A 13,945-nucleotide genomic window follows, 5' to 3' on the forward strand; every position below is an offset into this window, starting at 1 on the left:
GTGGGTTTAGGATCGGGGTTGGACGAGTTCGCGGGCGACGGCAAAAGCCTGGTCGAAATGCAAATACAGCGGCCTCTCGGCCTCGCGCATTTGGCGCAACAGCCGTTGATGGGTGCGGTATTTAATGTTGCCTATGGCGAGGGCGCCGATGCCGACTGCCCCGCCTGGCGCGCCCGGGAGGGGCGAGCCGTCCGCCAGCGGCTCGATGCCGGCGATTCCCGGAGGAGGAACCGCATTGACGTCGGCGGCGACTTTCAGCGCCGAGGCCGATTTTATCTGCTCGGCGTTCAGCAGCTGAATGCCTGCGGCGCCGGTGGCGAGGATCACCTCGGCGGTGGGCAAAAGCTCGGGCAGCCGGTCGTTAGCCAAACCTCGGATGGCGGTGGTGCCGGCGCCGAAAAACGCGTTGCAGACTTTGGCGACGCGCTCGGATTTCTCTTGCTGCCGCCCAAACAGGGCGACTTGGCATCCCGCCTTGGCGCAGAGCACCGCGGCGATCTGCCCGACCGGGCCGGTGCCGGCCAGGATCAGCACCTTTTTGCCCGCGAGTTCCGTGCCGAATTTATTAAGCTCCCGCTCAACCGCGGCGACCATGGCGGCGGCGGTGGTGAAGGCGCCGGAAGGATCGGCCAGGACCGAAATCTGAAACGGCGGCACCATGGCGGCTTTGGCGATCTCGAGCATTTTGATCGCGGTTTCCGGATCGCGGCCGCCGATGAAACAGGCCGTGCGCTTGACCCCGCCCGGCCCGCGCGAGAAGATCGCGTCCTGGATCAACCCTTGGACCTCGCTTTCGGCCACGTTCAGGTAGGGCATGGTCACTTGCCAGCCGGCGTCTTGAGCCATGTTGACGTCAAAAGGGCTCAAGTTTTTTTCGGTCGTGAGCATGTGGAGGATATAAGGTTTTTCCATTTCGGTCGCGCTTGTTTTCTTGCTTGCCGGCGTTAAATTATGGCCTAGGACGTATGCAAAAACAAATTTTCCGCCTTTATCCGCCCCCTTTTGCCGAGGTGCCGCTTAAGGGTTTGTATCTTAGCGAGCGCTTGTTCGCGCTGGGAACGCCAAAGCGCCCGTTCGTGTACGCCAATTTCCTTGCCAGCTTGGACGGCCGCATTGCCTTGGAAGACTTGCAGACGGGTCAGACCTACCTGCCCAAAAGCCTCACCAGCCCGGCGGATTTTCGCTTGTTTCTCGAGCTCGAGGCGCAGGCCGACTGCCTGATCACCCACGGCGGATATTTGCGCGCTCTGGCCGAGGGCAAGTTGGGCAACATCCTGCAACTGGACGCCCATCCTGCCGGCGAGGACCTGGTGGCGTGGCGAAAGTCGGTGGGGCTTGCCCCGCAGCCGGCGATCGCGATCGCCAGCGCCAGCCTAAATTTTACTATTCCCGATTCGGTTCGCATCCATCGCCAGCCGGTCTACATTTTTACCGGCGAGGAGGCCGATCCAGAGCGAGTCGAAGCCTGGCGCAAGGCGGGTTACCCGGTGGTTTTTGCCGGCTCTGGGAAAATGGTGCAGGCTCGGTACCTGATTCCGGCGCTCGGGCGGCTCGGGTACCGCAGCATCTACCTGATCGCCGGTCCGGCGATGCTCGATACGGTGGTTCGGGAAGGATATCTCAACCGGCTGTACCAAACCATTACCCATCAGCTCATGGGGGGGGAGGCGTTTCGGACCTTGCTGCCCGGGCCGGAGTTGGGACCGATCGGCCACTTGCGCCTGCGCGCCCTCTACTATGATCCGGACGGCCCAGGCGGGGTCGGGCAGTGGTTTGCCCAGTTCGACAGTCAATAGCGGCCCGCTTCTTGTTCGGCCAAGCGCGCGCCAGGAAGATCCCCGCTTATCCTCCGGGCTTCAGCGATCAGCTGCCAGTTGCGGCGCAGGATTTCCCGCGCCCCGCCGGCCAAGCTGATGGATTTTTTGGCCAATTCCTCGGCCAGCCGCGGCTGATGCTGTTCGAGGCGGATTTGGGCCAAGCTGTGCCAAAGCTCGGCGTTTTGCGGTTGGATTCTTAAAGCGCGCTCGAGGCGGGCAGCCGCCTGGTCTAAATTCCCCTGCCGACGGTCGAGTTCCGCTTGGCGGGTCAGCGCGATCACCGCCGGCGGCGGTGAGGCAACCGCCGCCGGCGGGGGGGAGGGCGGCGGAGGCGGTGAATAAGGGCGGGCCGGCGGGGGGGAGGGCGGCTCAGGAAGGGGGTAGGATTTGGCCACCGGCGGCGTGCGTTTCGTTGGCGCCGGCAGGGCGGGCCGGCGCGCCACTTGAGGTGGCGGAGCGAGGGTGCAGGCGCTTTGGAGCAAAACCAGGAAGGCGAGAATGAGTTTTTTCATTGGGATTGGGCCGGCGGCGTGGGTTGAGCTTCGCTAGGCAGCGGGTGAACCCGCTTGGCCTTGGGGCCGTAGTACATGCCTTGCAGGGTCATAAATCCCATAAACAGGGCCAAGGCGATCGCCATTACCCAGAGTCGGTCGAGCTTAGGCGTGCCAAACACCCAACTGGGGTTGATCAGCCCAAGCACGAACAGCAAGATCGCAAACAAGATCCCTGCGTGCAGGGCCGCGATAGGCAGCGGCGAGCCGACTTTGAGGCTGTAGCCGAAGTAACTGCCCATAAACAGCAAGGAACCTAGGGCGAACATATAAAACGGCTTGGGTTCCTCGATCCAGAACAGAAACCATTTGGGTCGGAGGACCCCGGCGATCACCACCAGCAAGGACAGAACCACGGCCGATTGCCATAAAGTCAGGGCGAGGTTGATCGTTTCCATAGACCGTAAGTTAAAGGTTGAGCGGTGTGCACCAAGTTTAGCTATGATACCTAGCTTTAAGGGGTTTCGCCTAGTCGTTCGCCGGATATTCGAAAATTCCTTCGCGATGGCGTCTTGGTGGCTTGGAGGAAAGCATGAACTTGAACGATCCGTCTTTGCTGCGCAGCCGCTGCTATGTAGGCGGCCATTGGGTTAGCGCCGCCAGTGGAAAGTTCTTCCCGGTCGTGAACCCGGCCTCGGGGGAGGAAATCGCCCGCGTGCCCGCGCTGGCGGCCGACGAAGCCCGACAGGCTATTGAGGCGGCCGCTTCGGCTTTGCCGGTGTGGCAAAAACGCACCGCCGAGGAGCGCGCTGAATTCCTCAAGCGCTGGCATCGGCAGATCTTAGAAAACCGCGAAGATCTGGCCCGGATCGTCACTTTAGAGAACGGCAAACCGTTCGCCGAGGCCCTTGGGGAGGTCGATTACGGGGCGGGATTTGTGGATTGGTTCGCGGGGGAAGCGCTGCGCGCTTACGGTGAGACGATCCCTTCGCCTTGGCCTGGACGGCGCATTTTGACTTTCAAGCAACCGGTTGGGGTGTGTGCGGCCATCACTCCGTGGAACTTTCCGCTCGCGATGCTTACGCGCAAGTGCGCTGCGGCGCTGGCGGCCGGTTGCACGGCGGTGGCCAAGCCTGCCGCGGAGACTCCGCTCACCGCCTTGGCGCTGGCCGAATTGGCCGAGCGTGCCGGGATCCCCGCCGGCGTGGTCAACGTCATCACCGGCCCGGCAGAGGTTCTCGGAACCGAGCTTGCCACCCACCCAAAGGTCCGCAAGCTGAGCTTCACCGGCTCGACGCGCGTGGGCCGGCTGCTGATGGCGCAAGCCGCGCCCACCTTGAAGCGCCTGTCTTTGGAGCTGGGGGGGAATGCGCCTTTCCTCGTATTCGCCGATGCCGATCTTAAGGCGGCGCTCTCCGGGGCGATGCTGGCCAAATTCCGCAACGGCGGTCAAAGCTGCGTGGCGGCCAATCGCTTCTTGGTCCAAAAGGAGGTGTATGAAGAGTTCGCGGCCGAGCTGGCGCAGCGCATCGCCGCTTTGAAAGTCGGCCCCGGATTCGAGGCAGGGGTGCAGGTCGGGCCGCTGATCCACGCCAAGGCGGTGGCAAAGATTGAAGCCTTGATCGCCGAGGCGGTGGCGCAGGGGGCGCAAGTGGTTACCGGCGGGGGGCGTCACCTTCTAGGAGGCAACTTCTTCCAGCCGACCTTGCTCAAGGACGTAAGTCCAAGGATGCGGATTTTTGCCGAGGAGATCTTTGGGCCGGTAGCGATCTTGACGGCATTTACCGACGACGAGGAGGCGATCGCGCTGGCCAACGCCAGCGAATACGGGTTGGCGGCCTATTTTTACACCCAAGATTTAAAACGCGCTTTGCGCGTGGCGGAGGCGCTCGAGTGCGGCATGGTCGGGGTCAACGTCGGGCGCGTGTCCACGCCGGTGGCGCCGTTCGGCGGGATCAAACAGTCCGGATTTGGGCGCGAGGGATCGAAGTACGGCCTGGAGGAATACCTGGAGATCAAGTACCTGTGCCTTGGCGTCGGCGAAGAGTAGGGATCTACCGCGGTAGAACCCTTACTTTGGCCAGCGCGCGAGCAGCTGGCGCAAAGCCTGGCCGCGGTGGCTTAAAGCGTTTTTCTCTTGGGGCGCAAGTTCGGCGGCGGTGCGGCCCAGCTCGGGAAGATAAAACACCGGATCGTAGCCAAACCCGCCTTCCCCGCGCGGCTCTTTGGCGATCACTCCCTCCCAGGTGCCTTCGGCGATGATGGGACTTGGGTCGGCGGCGTGGCGCAAGAACACCAGCACGCAGCGGAAGCGGGCGCGCCGCTCCTCCTCGCCGCAGTCGGCCAAGGCTTCCAGCAGCTTGGCGAGGTTGGCGGCATCGTCCGCATCCGGTCCGGCGTAACGCGCCGAGTGCACGCCGGGCGCGCCGCCCAAAGCTTCGACCTCCAGCCCGGAATCGTCGGCCAGCGCCGGAAGGCCGGTAAAGCGGGCGGCGTTTCTGGCCTTGAGCAGGGCGTTTTCGACAAAAGTGGGGCAGGTTTCCTCGACTTCGGGCACGGCCAACGCGGTCTGAGGCAGAATGCGCACTCTGTGGGGGGCGAGCAGCGCTCTGAGTTCGCGCAGTTTGCCGCGGTTACCGCTGGCCAGGACCACCCGCATGCGGCTACACCCCGGCGAGCGCCAAGGCTTGGCGTTGATGCTCCAGCAGTTCGGCGATCCCTCGACCGGCCAGATCCAGCATGGCGTTGAGTTCTTCGCGGCGGAAGGGATGCCCCTCGGCGGTTCCTTGAATCTCGACGTAAGCGCCTTGGGCGTTCATGACCACGTTCATGTCGGTTTCGGCTTCGCAGTCTTCTTGGTAATCCAGGTCCAGGATCGGAACGCCGCGGTAGATCCCTACCGAGACCGAAGCGATCTGGTCGCGCAAGGGGTTTTGTTGCAGCTTGCGCTCTTCAAGGAGCTTGGCCACCGCCAGCGCCAAAGCGACGAAGCCGCCGGTGATCGAGGCGGTGCGCGTGCCGCCGTCGGCTTGCAGGACGTCGCAGTCGATGACGATCGAACGTTCACCCAGCGCTTTGAGGTCCACGGCCGCGCGCAGCGAGCGGCCGATCAGCCGTTGGATTTCCAGGGTCCTGCCGCCCTGGCGGCCGGAGGCCGCTTCGCGGCTGGTGCGCTCGTGGGTGGCGCGCGGCAGCATTCCGTATTCGGCGGTGACCCAGCCTTGGCCTTGGCCGCGCAGAAAGTTCGGCACCCGCTCGTCTACGCTGGCGGTGCACAGCACGCGCGTGTCGCCAAACTCCACGAGCACCGAGCCTTCGGCGTGCTTGGTGTAGTGGCAGGTGAAACGGATCGCTCGCAGTTCGTCGGGTCGTCGGCCGCTAGGACGCATGACAGATATTCCTAAAAAAACCAAATTATATCGCGAAAACGCCAAGTTCCACCAGCATGGGTAGATGATCGGAAGCGCGCCGGCAGAGCGTCCCTGAGGCGACTTCGGCTCGGATCGCCTGAATCCCGGGACCGACGAAGATGTGGTCTAGGCGCACCAGAGGAAAGCGACTCGGGAAGGTGCCGCGCAGGCGGCGGTGATGGGCGGCGGCAGCGGCATCGGTCAGGTGCGCCCCAAGGCGCCGGCATAGGCCCGATCGAGGCGGGGCGTTGAGATCCCCACACAGGATCACTGGCCCCTGACACGCGGGATGGCCGAGCCAATCCGGCCCGAGCAGCGCTTTGAGCTGTAGCCATCGTTCGGCGGGAGACAGGCCAAGGTGGGTGTTGAATACCTGAAGCCTTAGCGCTTGCCAGTCCACCTCGGTCCACAGCACGCCCCGCGGTTCGAGGCGTTCGTGGCCGGGCAAGGGCCCGGCTTTGACCAGGCGCAGCGGCAGGCGGCTCAAGACGGCGTTGCCGTATTGCTCTTCGGCGACTTGGAAAGCGGGGTGAAACAAGCAGGCCATCTCCAGATGGCGGGCGATCTCATGAGCTTGGTCGAGATGACCGCTGCGCGCTCGATTCACGTCCACTTCCTGCAGGGCGACGATGTGCGGTTGGAGAGCAGCGATGACCTGAGCGATGCGCTCGGGCAGGCGTTTGCCATCGCTTCCCAAGCAGCTGTGGATGTTATAGGTGACGACGCGCAAGCGGGCCGGATCAGCCATGGCCGAGAAGGTCTAGGGCAGCGGCGCGCAGGTCGAAGGTGGTCAAATACCGGCGGTGGGCAAACGGCAAGGGAGCCTGATCGGGCAATAGGGCAAAGGCCGAAGTCTCATTGGGGCCTGCTCCGGCGTGGGCGCCGTTTTCTATGGCAAAGCTCAAAGGCAAAGCCCCTTTGCACCAACCGACGAGTACCAGGTCGCCCGCCTCGGGATGGCGGCACAGCCTGACCCAGTCCTCGCCTAAGCGGTCGAGGAAGGGATGGTCGGCGCCAAACACTTCGGCCGCCTGTTCCGGGAGCTGAAATTTTCCCGCTGCGGTCCAGGCGCACACTTTATCGCCTGCCGCGTCCGCGCGCGCCAGCACCAGAGGAACCTGGGCGCGTTCCACCAGGCCGCGCGCGACTTGGGTTTTAAGGCAAACGTCGGCAAGGCCGTTTAGGTACAAGTGACCTACTGGCCCTAAAGCCGCAAGCACGGGCGGCTCTCCCTCTTCCGCGGTGGAATCGTTCCAGACCGGAAACAGGCGCCGGATCAGACGACCGCCGAACCAAAGGATGCGCTGCGTCTGGATCCCCCGACCGACGTCGGCCTGCAATTGGCCTTTGATCCCAAGTTCGGCCAGAAGTTCGGCGACCGCTTGGTCGAGGTGGCGGCCGTGACGGTCGAAATAGGATTGGACGTGCTCCTGGCCGTGGTCCGAATAGATCCAGACCTGATAGCGGCGCCGCTTAACAAGGCGGGCAGCGCGCCAGATCCGCGCGATGGCGGCGTCTATCCCCTTCAAGGTCCAATGCGCGAACCGGGAATCGGGGCCGCGGCGGTGCGCCTGTTCGTCGTAACCTAAAAAATTGAGGTAAATCACCGGCAGTCCCCGCGCGACGTCAAGTTGCGTGCCGATGACCGCGAGCTCGCGCAGCAGGATGGTGATTCCGACCCGGGTGGGGATGAATTTTAATTCTTTGAAAAAATCCTGGCCTTCGGTGATGCCGCGTAGGAAATCGGTCACCGCCAGCCCTAGCTCGACCAGCAAGAGGGCGGTCAGACGGATAAAACTCGGCAGGTGCAGCAGGATAAACAGCGCCAGCACCCAAGACGGCGCCCCGCGCAGCGGTTTGCCCCAGCCTGAGGCGGCCGGGCAGAAATGCGCCTCCCCGGCCCCGCCGGTGAAGTTGCTCGCATACGCACTGCCTCCCAAAAGCAAGGGCCGTTGACCGCTTTCGGCCAGGCGCTTTTCCACCGCGCTGGCGGCTTGCGGTTGGTACATTCGCACCAGCTCCCCAAAGGCGCGGAAGCTAAACGCCGGCACCGCCGGATGGACGCCGTAGAACAACGCTCCCTGACACGCCGGGGTCGTGGCGGGCAGGCCCGGATAATGGCAGTGAAGGCAGTAGCGGCCGCGGCGGATGAGGCGCTGGAGGAAAGGCATGCGCTTTTGCTCTAGCGCGCGTTGAAGTTGCGGCAGCGAGAGGCCGTCGATCTGGATCAGGATCAATCCGGGAGCGGTGGGCGGCCCCTCAAAGCAAGGCAGGCCCAGCCAGCGGATGAACCACGCGCTGCGCGTGCCCAAGCGCCAGCGGGGGAAAAAACGGATCCAGCCGGCCCGCATCAAGAGCTGCCTTCGAGCAAAGGTTCGCCGCCGATTAGAGCGATCCCGGCGGCCTCCGCCATCTGGCGGACGATTTCCCATTCGATCCGAATCCGGCGCAGCAGCTGTTCCCAGGCTTCGTCTTCTGCCTGCGGATGGGGCAGGCGCTGGGAGGCCAGGAGCCTGCGGTAACACGCCAAGGCGCGAGCGGCGGTGCGGGGCAAGGAAAACCGCTCTGCCGTGCGGCGGGCGGCTTCCTTGAGCGCTTGGCGCTGCGGTGGCGGCAGGGCGAAGACCCACTCGAGGGCGGCGCTGAAGGCGGCGGTGTCTTCGCCGGCCAGCAGGCGGCCGTTCGCTCGATCTTCCACGACCTCGCGCACGCCGGGGGCATCCAAGGCCACCACCGGCACGCCGGCGGCCATCGCCTCGACCAGGACCAGCCCTTGGGTCTCGCTGTGGGAGGCAAACGCGAACACGTCCATGGCGTGGTAAGCATCGGTCAGAGCCTGATCGACCAACACCCCGACCGAATGCAGGCGGTCGGCGACTTGCCGGGCCGCAAACAGGCCCTGGATTTCTTGAGCGCACGGGCCGCGCCCGGCGATTAGAAAATGGGCGTTGGGGTGACGGACGAGAAAGGCAGCCACCGCCTCGGCCAGAAATTTAAGGTTTTTCTCCGGCGCCAGCCGGCCGACGTGGCCGACCACGAACGCCTCTTGCGGAATCGCCAGAGCCTGGCGCACGCCCGGACCGTCGCCGTGGGCGAAGCGCTCGGTCCGAACGCCGGTGGGAACCACCTCGATGGGCGTTGTGACCCCGCGTTGGGAAAGGAGCTTGGCGATGCTCTCGCTGGGGGCAAAAACCAGATCGCACAGGTTGGCGTAGCGGGTCGCAAGCTCCACGACGAAGCGCTTGAGCGCCGGCGAGTCCATGGGCGCATAGTGGGTGTAATACTCGTAGCGGGTATGGTGAGTAAATACCAAAGGCAGCTTGCGGGTGCGCGCCTCTTTGAGCGCGGTCATGCCCAACAGATAAGGATGGTGGGCGTGGATCAGGTCGGGGCGGAAAGCGTCCAGGACGGCGGCTAGGTCGCTGAAAAACGGCAACACGACGGCGAAATCGCTGCCGTTGAAGTTTTGGATCGCTGGGACCCGGACCACGTCCGGCTCAGCTTTGGGGGCGCCGGCAAATTCCGGCGCCACCACCAGCACTCGATGGCCCAAAGCGCGAAACTCTTCGGTAAAAGACGCCACCGAGCGCGCCACTCCGCCTACGTGCGGCAGGTAGGTGTTGGTCATCATCACGATGCGCATACCATCGCCTCGTTTTGGTCCGGGGCCACCGGCAGCGGCGGGTGGCCGGATAAGTGGATGAACATTGCAGGCCGTTGCCGCCACTGGCCGTGCCAGCGCAAGGAAACGCGTCCCTCGGCCGCTTCCAGAGTGAGCCAGACGGTGCCGAAACGGGTCGGCGCAGGCCCAAGGCTAAGCCGCCGGCCCGGGAGCAACCAGGTTTTGGGGATGCCGCCGGCCAGGATCAAGCTCTCGCCCTCCTCGCGGAGGAAACAATTGCGCATCATCAGCAGCCATTCGGCCGCCGCCCACACGTGTTGCCCGTCGCCCATGCAACCTCCCAAGGTGTGGGGGTGGATGGCCTCCGGCCACTGGCCGGTGGGGGAGGCCAAGGCGGCGACCGCCTCCACCAGTTCTAGATACCGGCCGTCGCCTGCCCGCAGCAGCACCTGGGCGAGGTGCAAGCTCAGATAGGGGTTGATGCCGGAGTGGACCATGTCTTGGAAAAACCCGCCTTTGACCAGGCAACGCTCGAGCAAAAACTCGGCGGTGTCGAGCAGGCGCGGATCGCGCGGCGGGTAAAGCTGCAGCGGATAACCCGCGGCCAGGGAGCCGATGGCGCCGGCGTCCAGACGCCGGGTAGGGGCGGCCGGCATGGCGGGGCGCCCCAGGCGCGAGGCGGCGCGGGCTAAGCTCGCTTCGACCGCGCGCCGCAGGTCCTTGGCGCCTGTGAAAAAGGCCTGCGCCGCGTCCGGGGCAAAGGACGCAAGCAGGCCGGCGGCGGCTTCCAGGCCGGCGATGCTCCAGAAGTCGTCCCAGTAGTAGTAATCGTTGGGTCCTAGGTGCTCGGCGCTGAATCCGGCCGGAAGCAGCCCGGCGTGTTCGGAGCCGTCTTCGGGCAAGCGTTTGGCCAAAATCCAACGGCCGCCGCGCGCGATCGCCTCCAGCCATCGGCGTTTGGGCGGGCGGCCGCTCAGTTCGCAGAACCTGGCAAAAATCCACAGCGCCTCGCCGTTGGCGTCCCACTCGCCCTCTTGGGAATGGAAATAACCGCCTAAAGTCTGGCGGTCGGGGAAGCGATCCAGCGCGCGCTCTGCCCGGTCGATCAGGCCGGCGCACAGCAAGGCGTGGAGAATGAAAGCGGCGTCCCGAAACCAGAACCGGCGGTAAGTGTAAGGGCCGGGATACACGTCCTCGGGGGCGTGCAGGATCAAGGTGGCCAGGGCGGCTTCGTAGAGGAATTGCAGGCGCGGATCCGGCACCTCGATCCGGCAAGCCTGGCGGCGCTCCCGTTCCCAGGCGTCGGGTTGCAGCGAAAGCCGGGAGGGACGCGGCAATTCGAGCTTGGCTTCGATCCGGCGGCTTTGGCCGGCCTTAAGCCGAAACAGCGCGGCGGCGGTGACCATGCCCAACTCGCATTGTCCCCGGCTCTGTTCCTCGCGCTGCAGCAGGTTCAAGGCGACGTCGCCGCGGTGATAGTCGGAGACGGCGTGGCGCTCGACCGGGGTGTCGAACTCGATCACCGCGGTTTCCTCCACCCGCCAGCGGCGCCGGTCGGCGGCCAGTTCGACGCTGTGGACGAAGCTGATGCCTTCGGGGTTGTAAGGGCGCAGGGCCAACACCGCCCAAGCAGGACGATCGGCGCGCGCGGTCAAAGCCAAGCGGAGGAGCGGCCGGCCGTCCTCCAAAGTGACGCGGGCAGAGGTGGAAAGCGCAAAGCCGGCGTTTTGGGTGGTGGTGACGATCTGCGGGACCGGCTCCAACTCCAGGCGCTGTTCGCTCGTGAGGCTTTGCGAGGGCAAGAGGCGGTCGGTCTCCGAGACGATCCAAGCGTCCAGCGACCAGCCGTCGTAGAAGGGGGTGAGCAGGCCGCGCGGATCGACGAGCGGATACTCGCCCAGGTCGGGCCAGCCCAACGCGGTCCAGTTGCGGTGGGTCAGGTTGATGTGGGTGAGGGAAAAAGCGCGCGGAATGAAAGCGGGGTCGTACGGGTCGAACTGGCGTTCGATCCAATAGGGCCAGACCCAGTCCAGGTTGTGCTGGATGACCCGGCTGTTGATCAGGCCGCGGGCGTGGAACACCATTCCGGCGCGCAAGAGCTCCATCGGTTCGGCGACTTCCGACGGCTTGGCAAAGCGGCGCACGCGCGCGAGCAAGGCCACAGGATCGATAAAGCCGTGGCTGCGGGCCAGATAGCGGATGATGAAGCGCCACGGGAACCACTTCAGTTTCATGGCGCCTCGGCGGGGGAGTTTCTTGGCATAAACTAGATTATTGCAAATTCATGAATGTTATCGCATCATCGCTTGCCGGAGGGGTTGGCTTGAGCCCGATAAAGACCATAGCGACAAGAATCGGTCGGGCGGTTTGGCGGCTGGGCAAGGTCGTGATCGGCGGCCCGCTGGGCGCCTTGGCTTGGAGCTTAGGCGGGGCCGGCGTGGTCGCGGTTTTGATCTGGGGATTTAAGACCGTCGCCATGCCTTTGCTCATCCTCAAAACCACCTCGTGGGGGCTGTGGGGGGCAAGCGTGCTGCGCCAGTTCAGCGGGCGCCGGCGGGCCAGGGGTCCGAATACTTGAGCCGAGAGACCGGCGTTTCTTTCAGGCTTAAGTGCATAAGCCCATGGCGCCAGACGATCTCGCCGAAGTTCCGCCACGGTTGGGCAAGGTTGAAGTGCCGCAGCTTAGGTTCCCAATCGGCCGGCATGCGGATCGATTTGGCTTTGAGGAAAAAACGGGCGTCGTTGAGATCCAGCCCCAGGCGGGTGCCGTAAAACGCCGTCACCTTCTCTAGGAATTTGGCCAGCCGCCGCTCTTCTAGCTTTGGGGTGACGGCGATGTTGGCCCACATGGAGTGCACCCGTCCCCAGTTCGGCGCGATCAGTCTTCCCTCCTCGTTGACGAAAGGCAGCCAGCGTTCGTTTCCCTCCCGATCCAAGTAAGTGATGGCAAAAATCAGTTCGTAGCCTTTGAAGTGGTCGTCCAGGTACAGCGCGTGAGGCGTGATCCCGAGGAAAGCGTGGGACACCGACACCAGCAGGTTGCTCGCCGCCTGCAGCGGCCCTAGGCCATCGGCCAGTCCCAGGCGGTAGAGCAGGCCGTAGTGGAAGGTGCTGTTGAGCTGCAGGAGCGACAGGGCGACCAAGGCCTTGGCCAAGCGCAGGGCCCGCCGGCGGGGCGAACCCAGCCAGGCTTCCCAAGCTTCTTGGAGAAAGAAGGCGCGGCGCGGCTCAGGCAGGCAGCCTGCATCGCAGGCAAGCCTTTGGCGATTGTCGGCGATGCGGCGATAGATGCGGCCCGCCAAAGGGTAAATTCCCGGCAGGCGCAGCAGCCACGCCAAGGGTTTGGGATAGCCCAGGCTCTCTAAGATCTGCAAATAGGTGTCGAGGCCAAAGTAGCGGCGCCCTTGCGCGTCCACCGCGTACAAATCTTTAAGGAGTTCGGCCTCGCCCAGGCCGGCCAGGCCGGTTTCCCCGGCCGCGTGGGTTTGCAGGTCCAAAAAGACCACCCCCCGGCGCACGTCGAAATGCTCCAGCGCCAACACCGTGCGCCAGCACAGGGGACAGCGCCCGTCGTAGTACACCTTAAGGCGCGGTCGGTCCAAGCGCAGGCTTTGGCCGATTCTTCGCCACCAACCGAACGGCACCAACAAGGCGTAGTGGATAAGCATCCCTAAGCCAAAAGGGTAAATGTTGAAAGACAAGGTGATGCCGCCGTGGAGCAAGGCTCCCAGGATCAAAAACGGCACCCGGAACCGCCTATGCCAGAACAGCACCGGGAACAGGAATTGGAAGACGATGATGGTGTAGCCTATCGCCTGCTCTAGCCATTCCCGCTCGAGCAGCCAGCTCATGTCTATGGCCGAGATGTAATAGGGGTGCGAGGAAGGCAGCCAAGCGCCCATGCCGTTGCGCCAGTGGGGGGCAAACAACTTGTGGATCGCCGAATCGAAATACAGCAGCCCGAGCGAGATCAACAGCGGTAGGCGATAGGCCAGCACCGAGACCGTGCGGGGCGGCTGGTACCGCCGGTTAAGCGGCGAGCGATTGAGTTTCAGGCGCAGGTTGTCCAGCGACAAGGCCCGCCAGGAAGGCAAGAAGACGAGCAGCAGGCCGGAAGAGATCATCAACTGGTCGAAACCGCCGTCGAAGTCCCGCCACATGGGCGTAAAGTTGGTAAACACCACCCAGAACAGGTAGTTGATTAAAGCGCACAGGCGGGTGTGCAGCCCTACGGTCAGGCCTAAGGCCGCGATTGCCCACACGGTCAAAAACAACGGGATCAGCGCCGGACCGGGGTCGAGATAAGGGGTCTGATCGAAGATCAGGTGGCGGAAGTAATAGAGGAAGACGATTTCCTGCAAGGCCACCAGGCCGTAGCCGATGCGGAAGATTCCAAGCCCGGTGGCGGGGACCTGGCGGCTTAAGTTTTGCTCCAACCAGGAAGATAAGGCGCGCAGAAGCGATGTCCTCATGTGTGGGAAAATGCTTGAAAAACAAAAAAATTGTACCACTTGAAGACTTAAGCCCGGGTGTTGGAAAGCCTAGATTTCTTTGATCTGGATCAATACCTGCAGGCAGGGAATCTGTAGCATTAAGCCTCCGTCG

At 63.9% G+C, this 13,945-nt stretch carries 13 protein-coding genes; 3 read left to right on the top strand and 10 right to left on the bottom strand.

The genetic code is table 11. The features are described from left to right. Positions 1-6: 6 nt before the first annotated feature. Positions 7-912 (bottom strand): NAD(P)-dependent methylenetetrahydromethanopterin dehydrogenase, encoded by a 906-nt coding sequence (locus tag ACYQ3M_RS03765; RefSeq protein WP_460034721.1) that lies wholly within the window; start codon positions 910-912, stop codon positions 7-9. A gap of 53 nt (positions 913-965) precedes the next feature. On the opposite strand from ACYQ3M_RS03765, the gene ACYQ3M_RS03770 reads away from it, so the two are divergent. Then, positions 966-1,796, top strand: a complete 831-nt coding sequence (locus ACYQ3M_RS03770) for a RibD family protein (protein WP_460034722.1) — start codon at positions 966-968, stop codon at positions 1,794-1,796. Here ACYQ3M_RS03770 and ACYQ3M_RS03775 read toward each other — a convergent pair. Next, positions 1,790-2,329, bottom strand: coding sequence for a tetratricopeptide repeat protein (locus tag ACYQ3M_RS03775; RefSeq protein WP_460034723.1), 540 nt, complete (start codon positions 2,327-2,329; stop codon positions 1,790-1,792). The genes ACYQ3M_RS03770 and ACYQ3M_RS03775 overlap by 7 nt on opposite strands. Next, positions 2,326-2,766, bottom strand: a complete 441-nt coding sequence (locus tag ACYQ3M_RS03780) for a hypothetical protein (protein WP_460034724.1) — start codon at positions 2,764-2,766, stop codon at positions 2,326-2,328. Before ACYQ3M_RS03780 ends, ACYQ3M_RS03775 begins: the two co-directional genes overlap by 4 nt. A 134-nt stretch (positions 2,767-2,900) precedes the next feature. Between ACYQ3M_RS03780 and ACYQ3M_RS03785 the strand changes: the two genes are divergently transcribed. Continuing rightward, the gene (locus ACYQ3M_RS03785; protein WP_460034725.1) at positions 2,901-4,358 is read left to right on the top strand and encodes an NAD-dependent succinate-semialdehyde dehydrogenase; all 1,458 of its coding nucleotides are present in this window, start codon (positions 2,901-2,903) and stop codon (positions 4,356-4,358) included. 21 nt (positions 4,359-4,379) lie between these two features. On the opposite strand, the gene rdgB is transcribed toward ACYQ3M_RS03785, so the two are convergent. From rdgB to ACYQ3M_RS03815, 6 genes are read right to left on the bottom strand one after another with little or no spacing between them, the layout of a single operon-like run. Further along, positions 4,380-4,967, bottom strand: a complete 588-nt coding sequence (rdgB, locus tag ACYQ3M_RS03790; protein WP_460034726.1) for an RdgB/HAM1 family non-canonical purine NTP pyrophosphatase — start codon at positions 4,965-4,967, stop codon at positions 4,380-4,382. 4 nt (positions 4,968-4,971) lie between these two features. Beyond that, positions 4,972-5,697, bottom strand: coding sequence for a ribonuclease PH (gene rph / locus ACYQ3M_RS03795; RefSeq protein ID WP_460034727.1), 726 nt, complete (start codon positions 5,695-5,697; stop codon positions 4,972-4,974). Positions 5,698-5,722: 25 nt separating this feature from the next. Then, positions 5,723-6,466: an endonuclease/exonuclease/phosphatase family protein gene (locus ACYQ3M_RS03800; RefSeq protein WP_460034728.1), complete on the bottom strand. Its 744-nt coding sequence runs from the start codon at positions 6,464-6,466 to the stop codon at positions 5,723-5,725. Next, positions 6,459-8,069, bottom strand: a complete 1,611-nt coding sequence (locus ACYQ3M_RS03805; RefSeq protein ID WP_460034729.1) for an alkaline phosphatase family protein — start codon at positions 8,067-8,069, stop codon at positions 6,459-6,461. Before ACYQ3M_RS03805 ends, ACYQ3M_RS03800 begins: the two co-directional genes overlap by 8 nt. Continuing rightward, complete coding sequence (locus tag ACYQ3M_RS03810; RefSeq protein WP_460034730.1) at positions 8,069-9,361, bottom strand: glycosyltransferase; 1,293 nt, start codon at positions 9,359-9,361, stop codon at positions 8,069-8,071. Before ACYQ3M_RS03810 ends, ACYQ3M_RS03805 begins: the two co-directional genes overlap by 1 nt. Next, positions 9,349-11,574 (bottom strand): hypothetical protein, encoded by a 2,226-nt coding sequence (locus ACYQ3M_RS03815; protein WP_460034731.1) that lies wholly within the window; start codon positions 11,572-11,574, stop codon positions 9,349-9,351. The genes ACYQ3M_RS03810 and ACYQ3M_RS03815 overlap by 13 nt, the downstream gene beginning before the upstream one ends. A gap of 89 nt (positions 11,575-11,663) precedes the next feature. Here ACYQ3M_RS03815 and ACYQ3M_RS03820 point away from each other — a divergent pair, with 89 nt between their 5' ends. Continuing rightward, positions 11,664-11,918: a hypothetical protein gene (locus ACYQ3M_RS03820; protein WP_460034732.1), complete on the top strand. Its 255-nt coding sequence runs from the start codon at positions 11,664-11,666 to the stop codon at positions 11,916-11,918. Here the strand turns inward: ACYQ3M_RS03820 and ACYQ3M_RS03825 are convergent. Next, complete coding sequence (locus ACYQ3M_RS03825) at positions 11,881-13,812, bottom strand: DCC1-like thiol-disulfide oxidoreductase family protein (RefSeq protein ID WP_460034733.1); 1,932 nt, start codon at positions 13,810-13,812, stop codon at positions 11,881-11,883. The two genes, ACYQ3M_RS03820 and ACYQ3M_RS03825, sit on opposite strands and share 38 nt — an antisense overlap. Between the last annotated feature and the right edge of the window lie 133 nt (positions 13,813-13,945).

Source organism: Methylothermus subterraneus (assembly GCF_054656915.1).

What these genes read in the sequence shown, in the direction of transcription:
- rph (WP_460034727.1), bottom strand. Translation starts at nt 5,697, where the DNA reads ATGCGTCCTAGCGGCCGACGACCCGACGAACTGCGAGCGATCCGTTTC.
- ACYQ3M_RS03810 (WP_460034730.1), bottom strand. Translation starts at nt 9,361, where the DNA reads ATGCGCATCGTGATGATGACCAACACCTACCTGCCGCACGTAGGCGGA.
- ACYQ3M_RS03785 (WP_460034725.1), top strand. Translation starts at nt 2,901, where the DNA reads ATGAACTTGAACGATCCGTCTTTGCTGCGCAGCCGCTGCTATGTAGGC.
- ACYQ3M_RS03765 (WP_460034721.1), bottom strand. Translation starts at nt 912, where the DNA reads ATGGAAAAACCTTATATCCTCCACATGCTCACGACCGAAAAAAACTTG.
- ACYQ3M_RS03825 (WP_460034733.1), bottom strand. Translation starts at nt 13,812, where the DNA reads ATGAGGACATCGCTTCTGCGCGCCTTATCTTCCTGGTTGGAGCAAAAC.
- ACYQ3M_RS03815 (WP_460034731.1), bottom strand. Translation starts at nt 11,574, where the DNA reads ATGAAACTGAAGTGGTTCCCGTGGCGCTTCATCATCCGCTATCTGGCC.
- ACYQ3M_RS03780 (WP_460034724.1), bottom strand. Translation starts at nt 2,766, where the DNA reads ATGGAAACGATCAACCTCGCCCTGACTTTATGGCAATCGGCCGTGGTT.
- rdgB (WP_460034726.1), bottom strand. Translation starts at nt 4,967, where the DNA reads ATGCGGGTGGTCCTGGCCAGCGGTAACCGCGGCAAACTGCGCGAACTC.
- ACYQ3M_RS03800 (WP_460034728.1), bottom strand. Translation starts at nt 6,466, where the DNA reads ATGGCTGATCCGGCCCGCTTGCGCGTCGTCACCTATAACATCCACAGC.
- ACYQ3M_RS03770 (WP_460034722.1), top strand. Translation starts at nt 966, where the DNA reads ATGCAAAAACAAATTTTCCGCCTTTATCCGCCCCCTTTTGCCGAGGTG.
- ACYQ3M_RS03805 (WP_460034729.1), bottom strand. Translation starts at nt 8,069, where the DNA reads ATGCGGGCCGGCTGGATCCGTTTTTTCCCCCGCTGGCGCTTGGGCACG.
- ACYQ3M_RS03775 (WP_460034723.1), bottom strand. Translation starts at nt 2,329, where the DNA reads ATGAAAAAACTCATTCTCGCCTTCCTGGTTTTGCTCCAAAGCGCCTGC.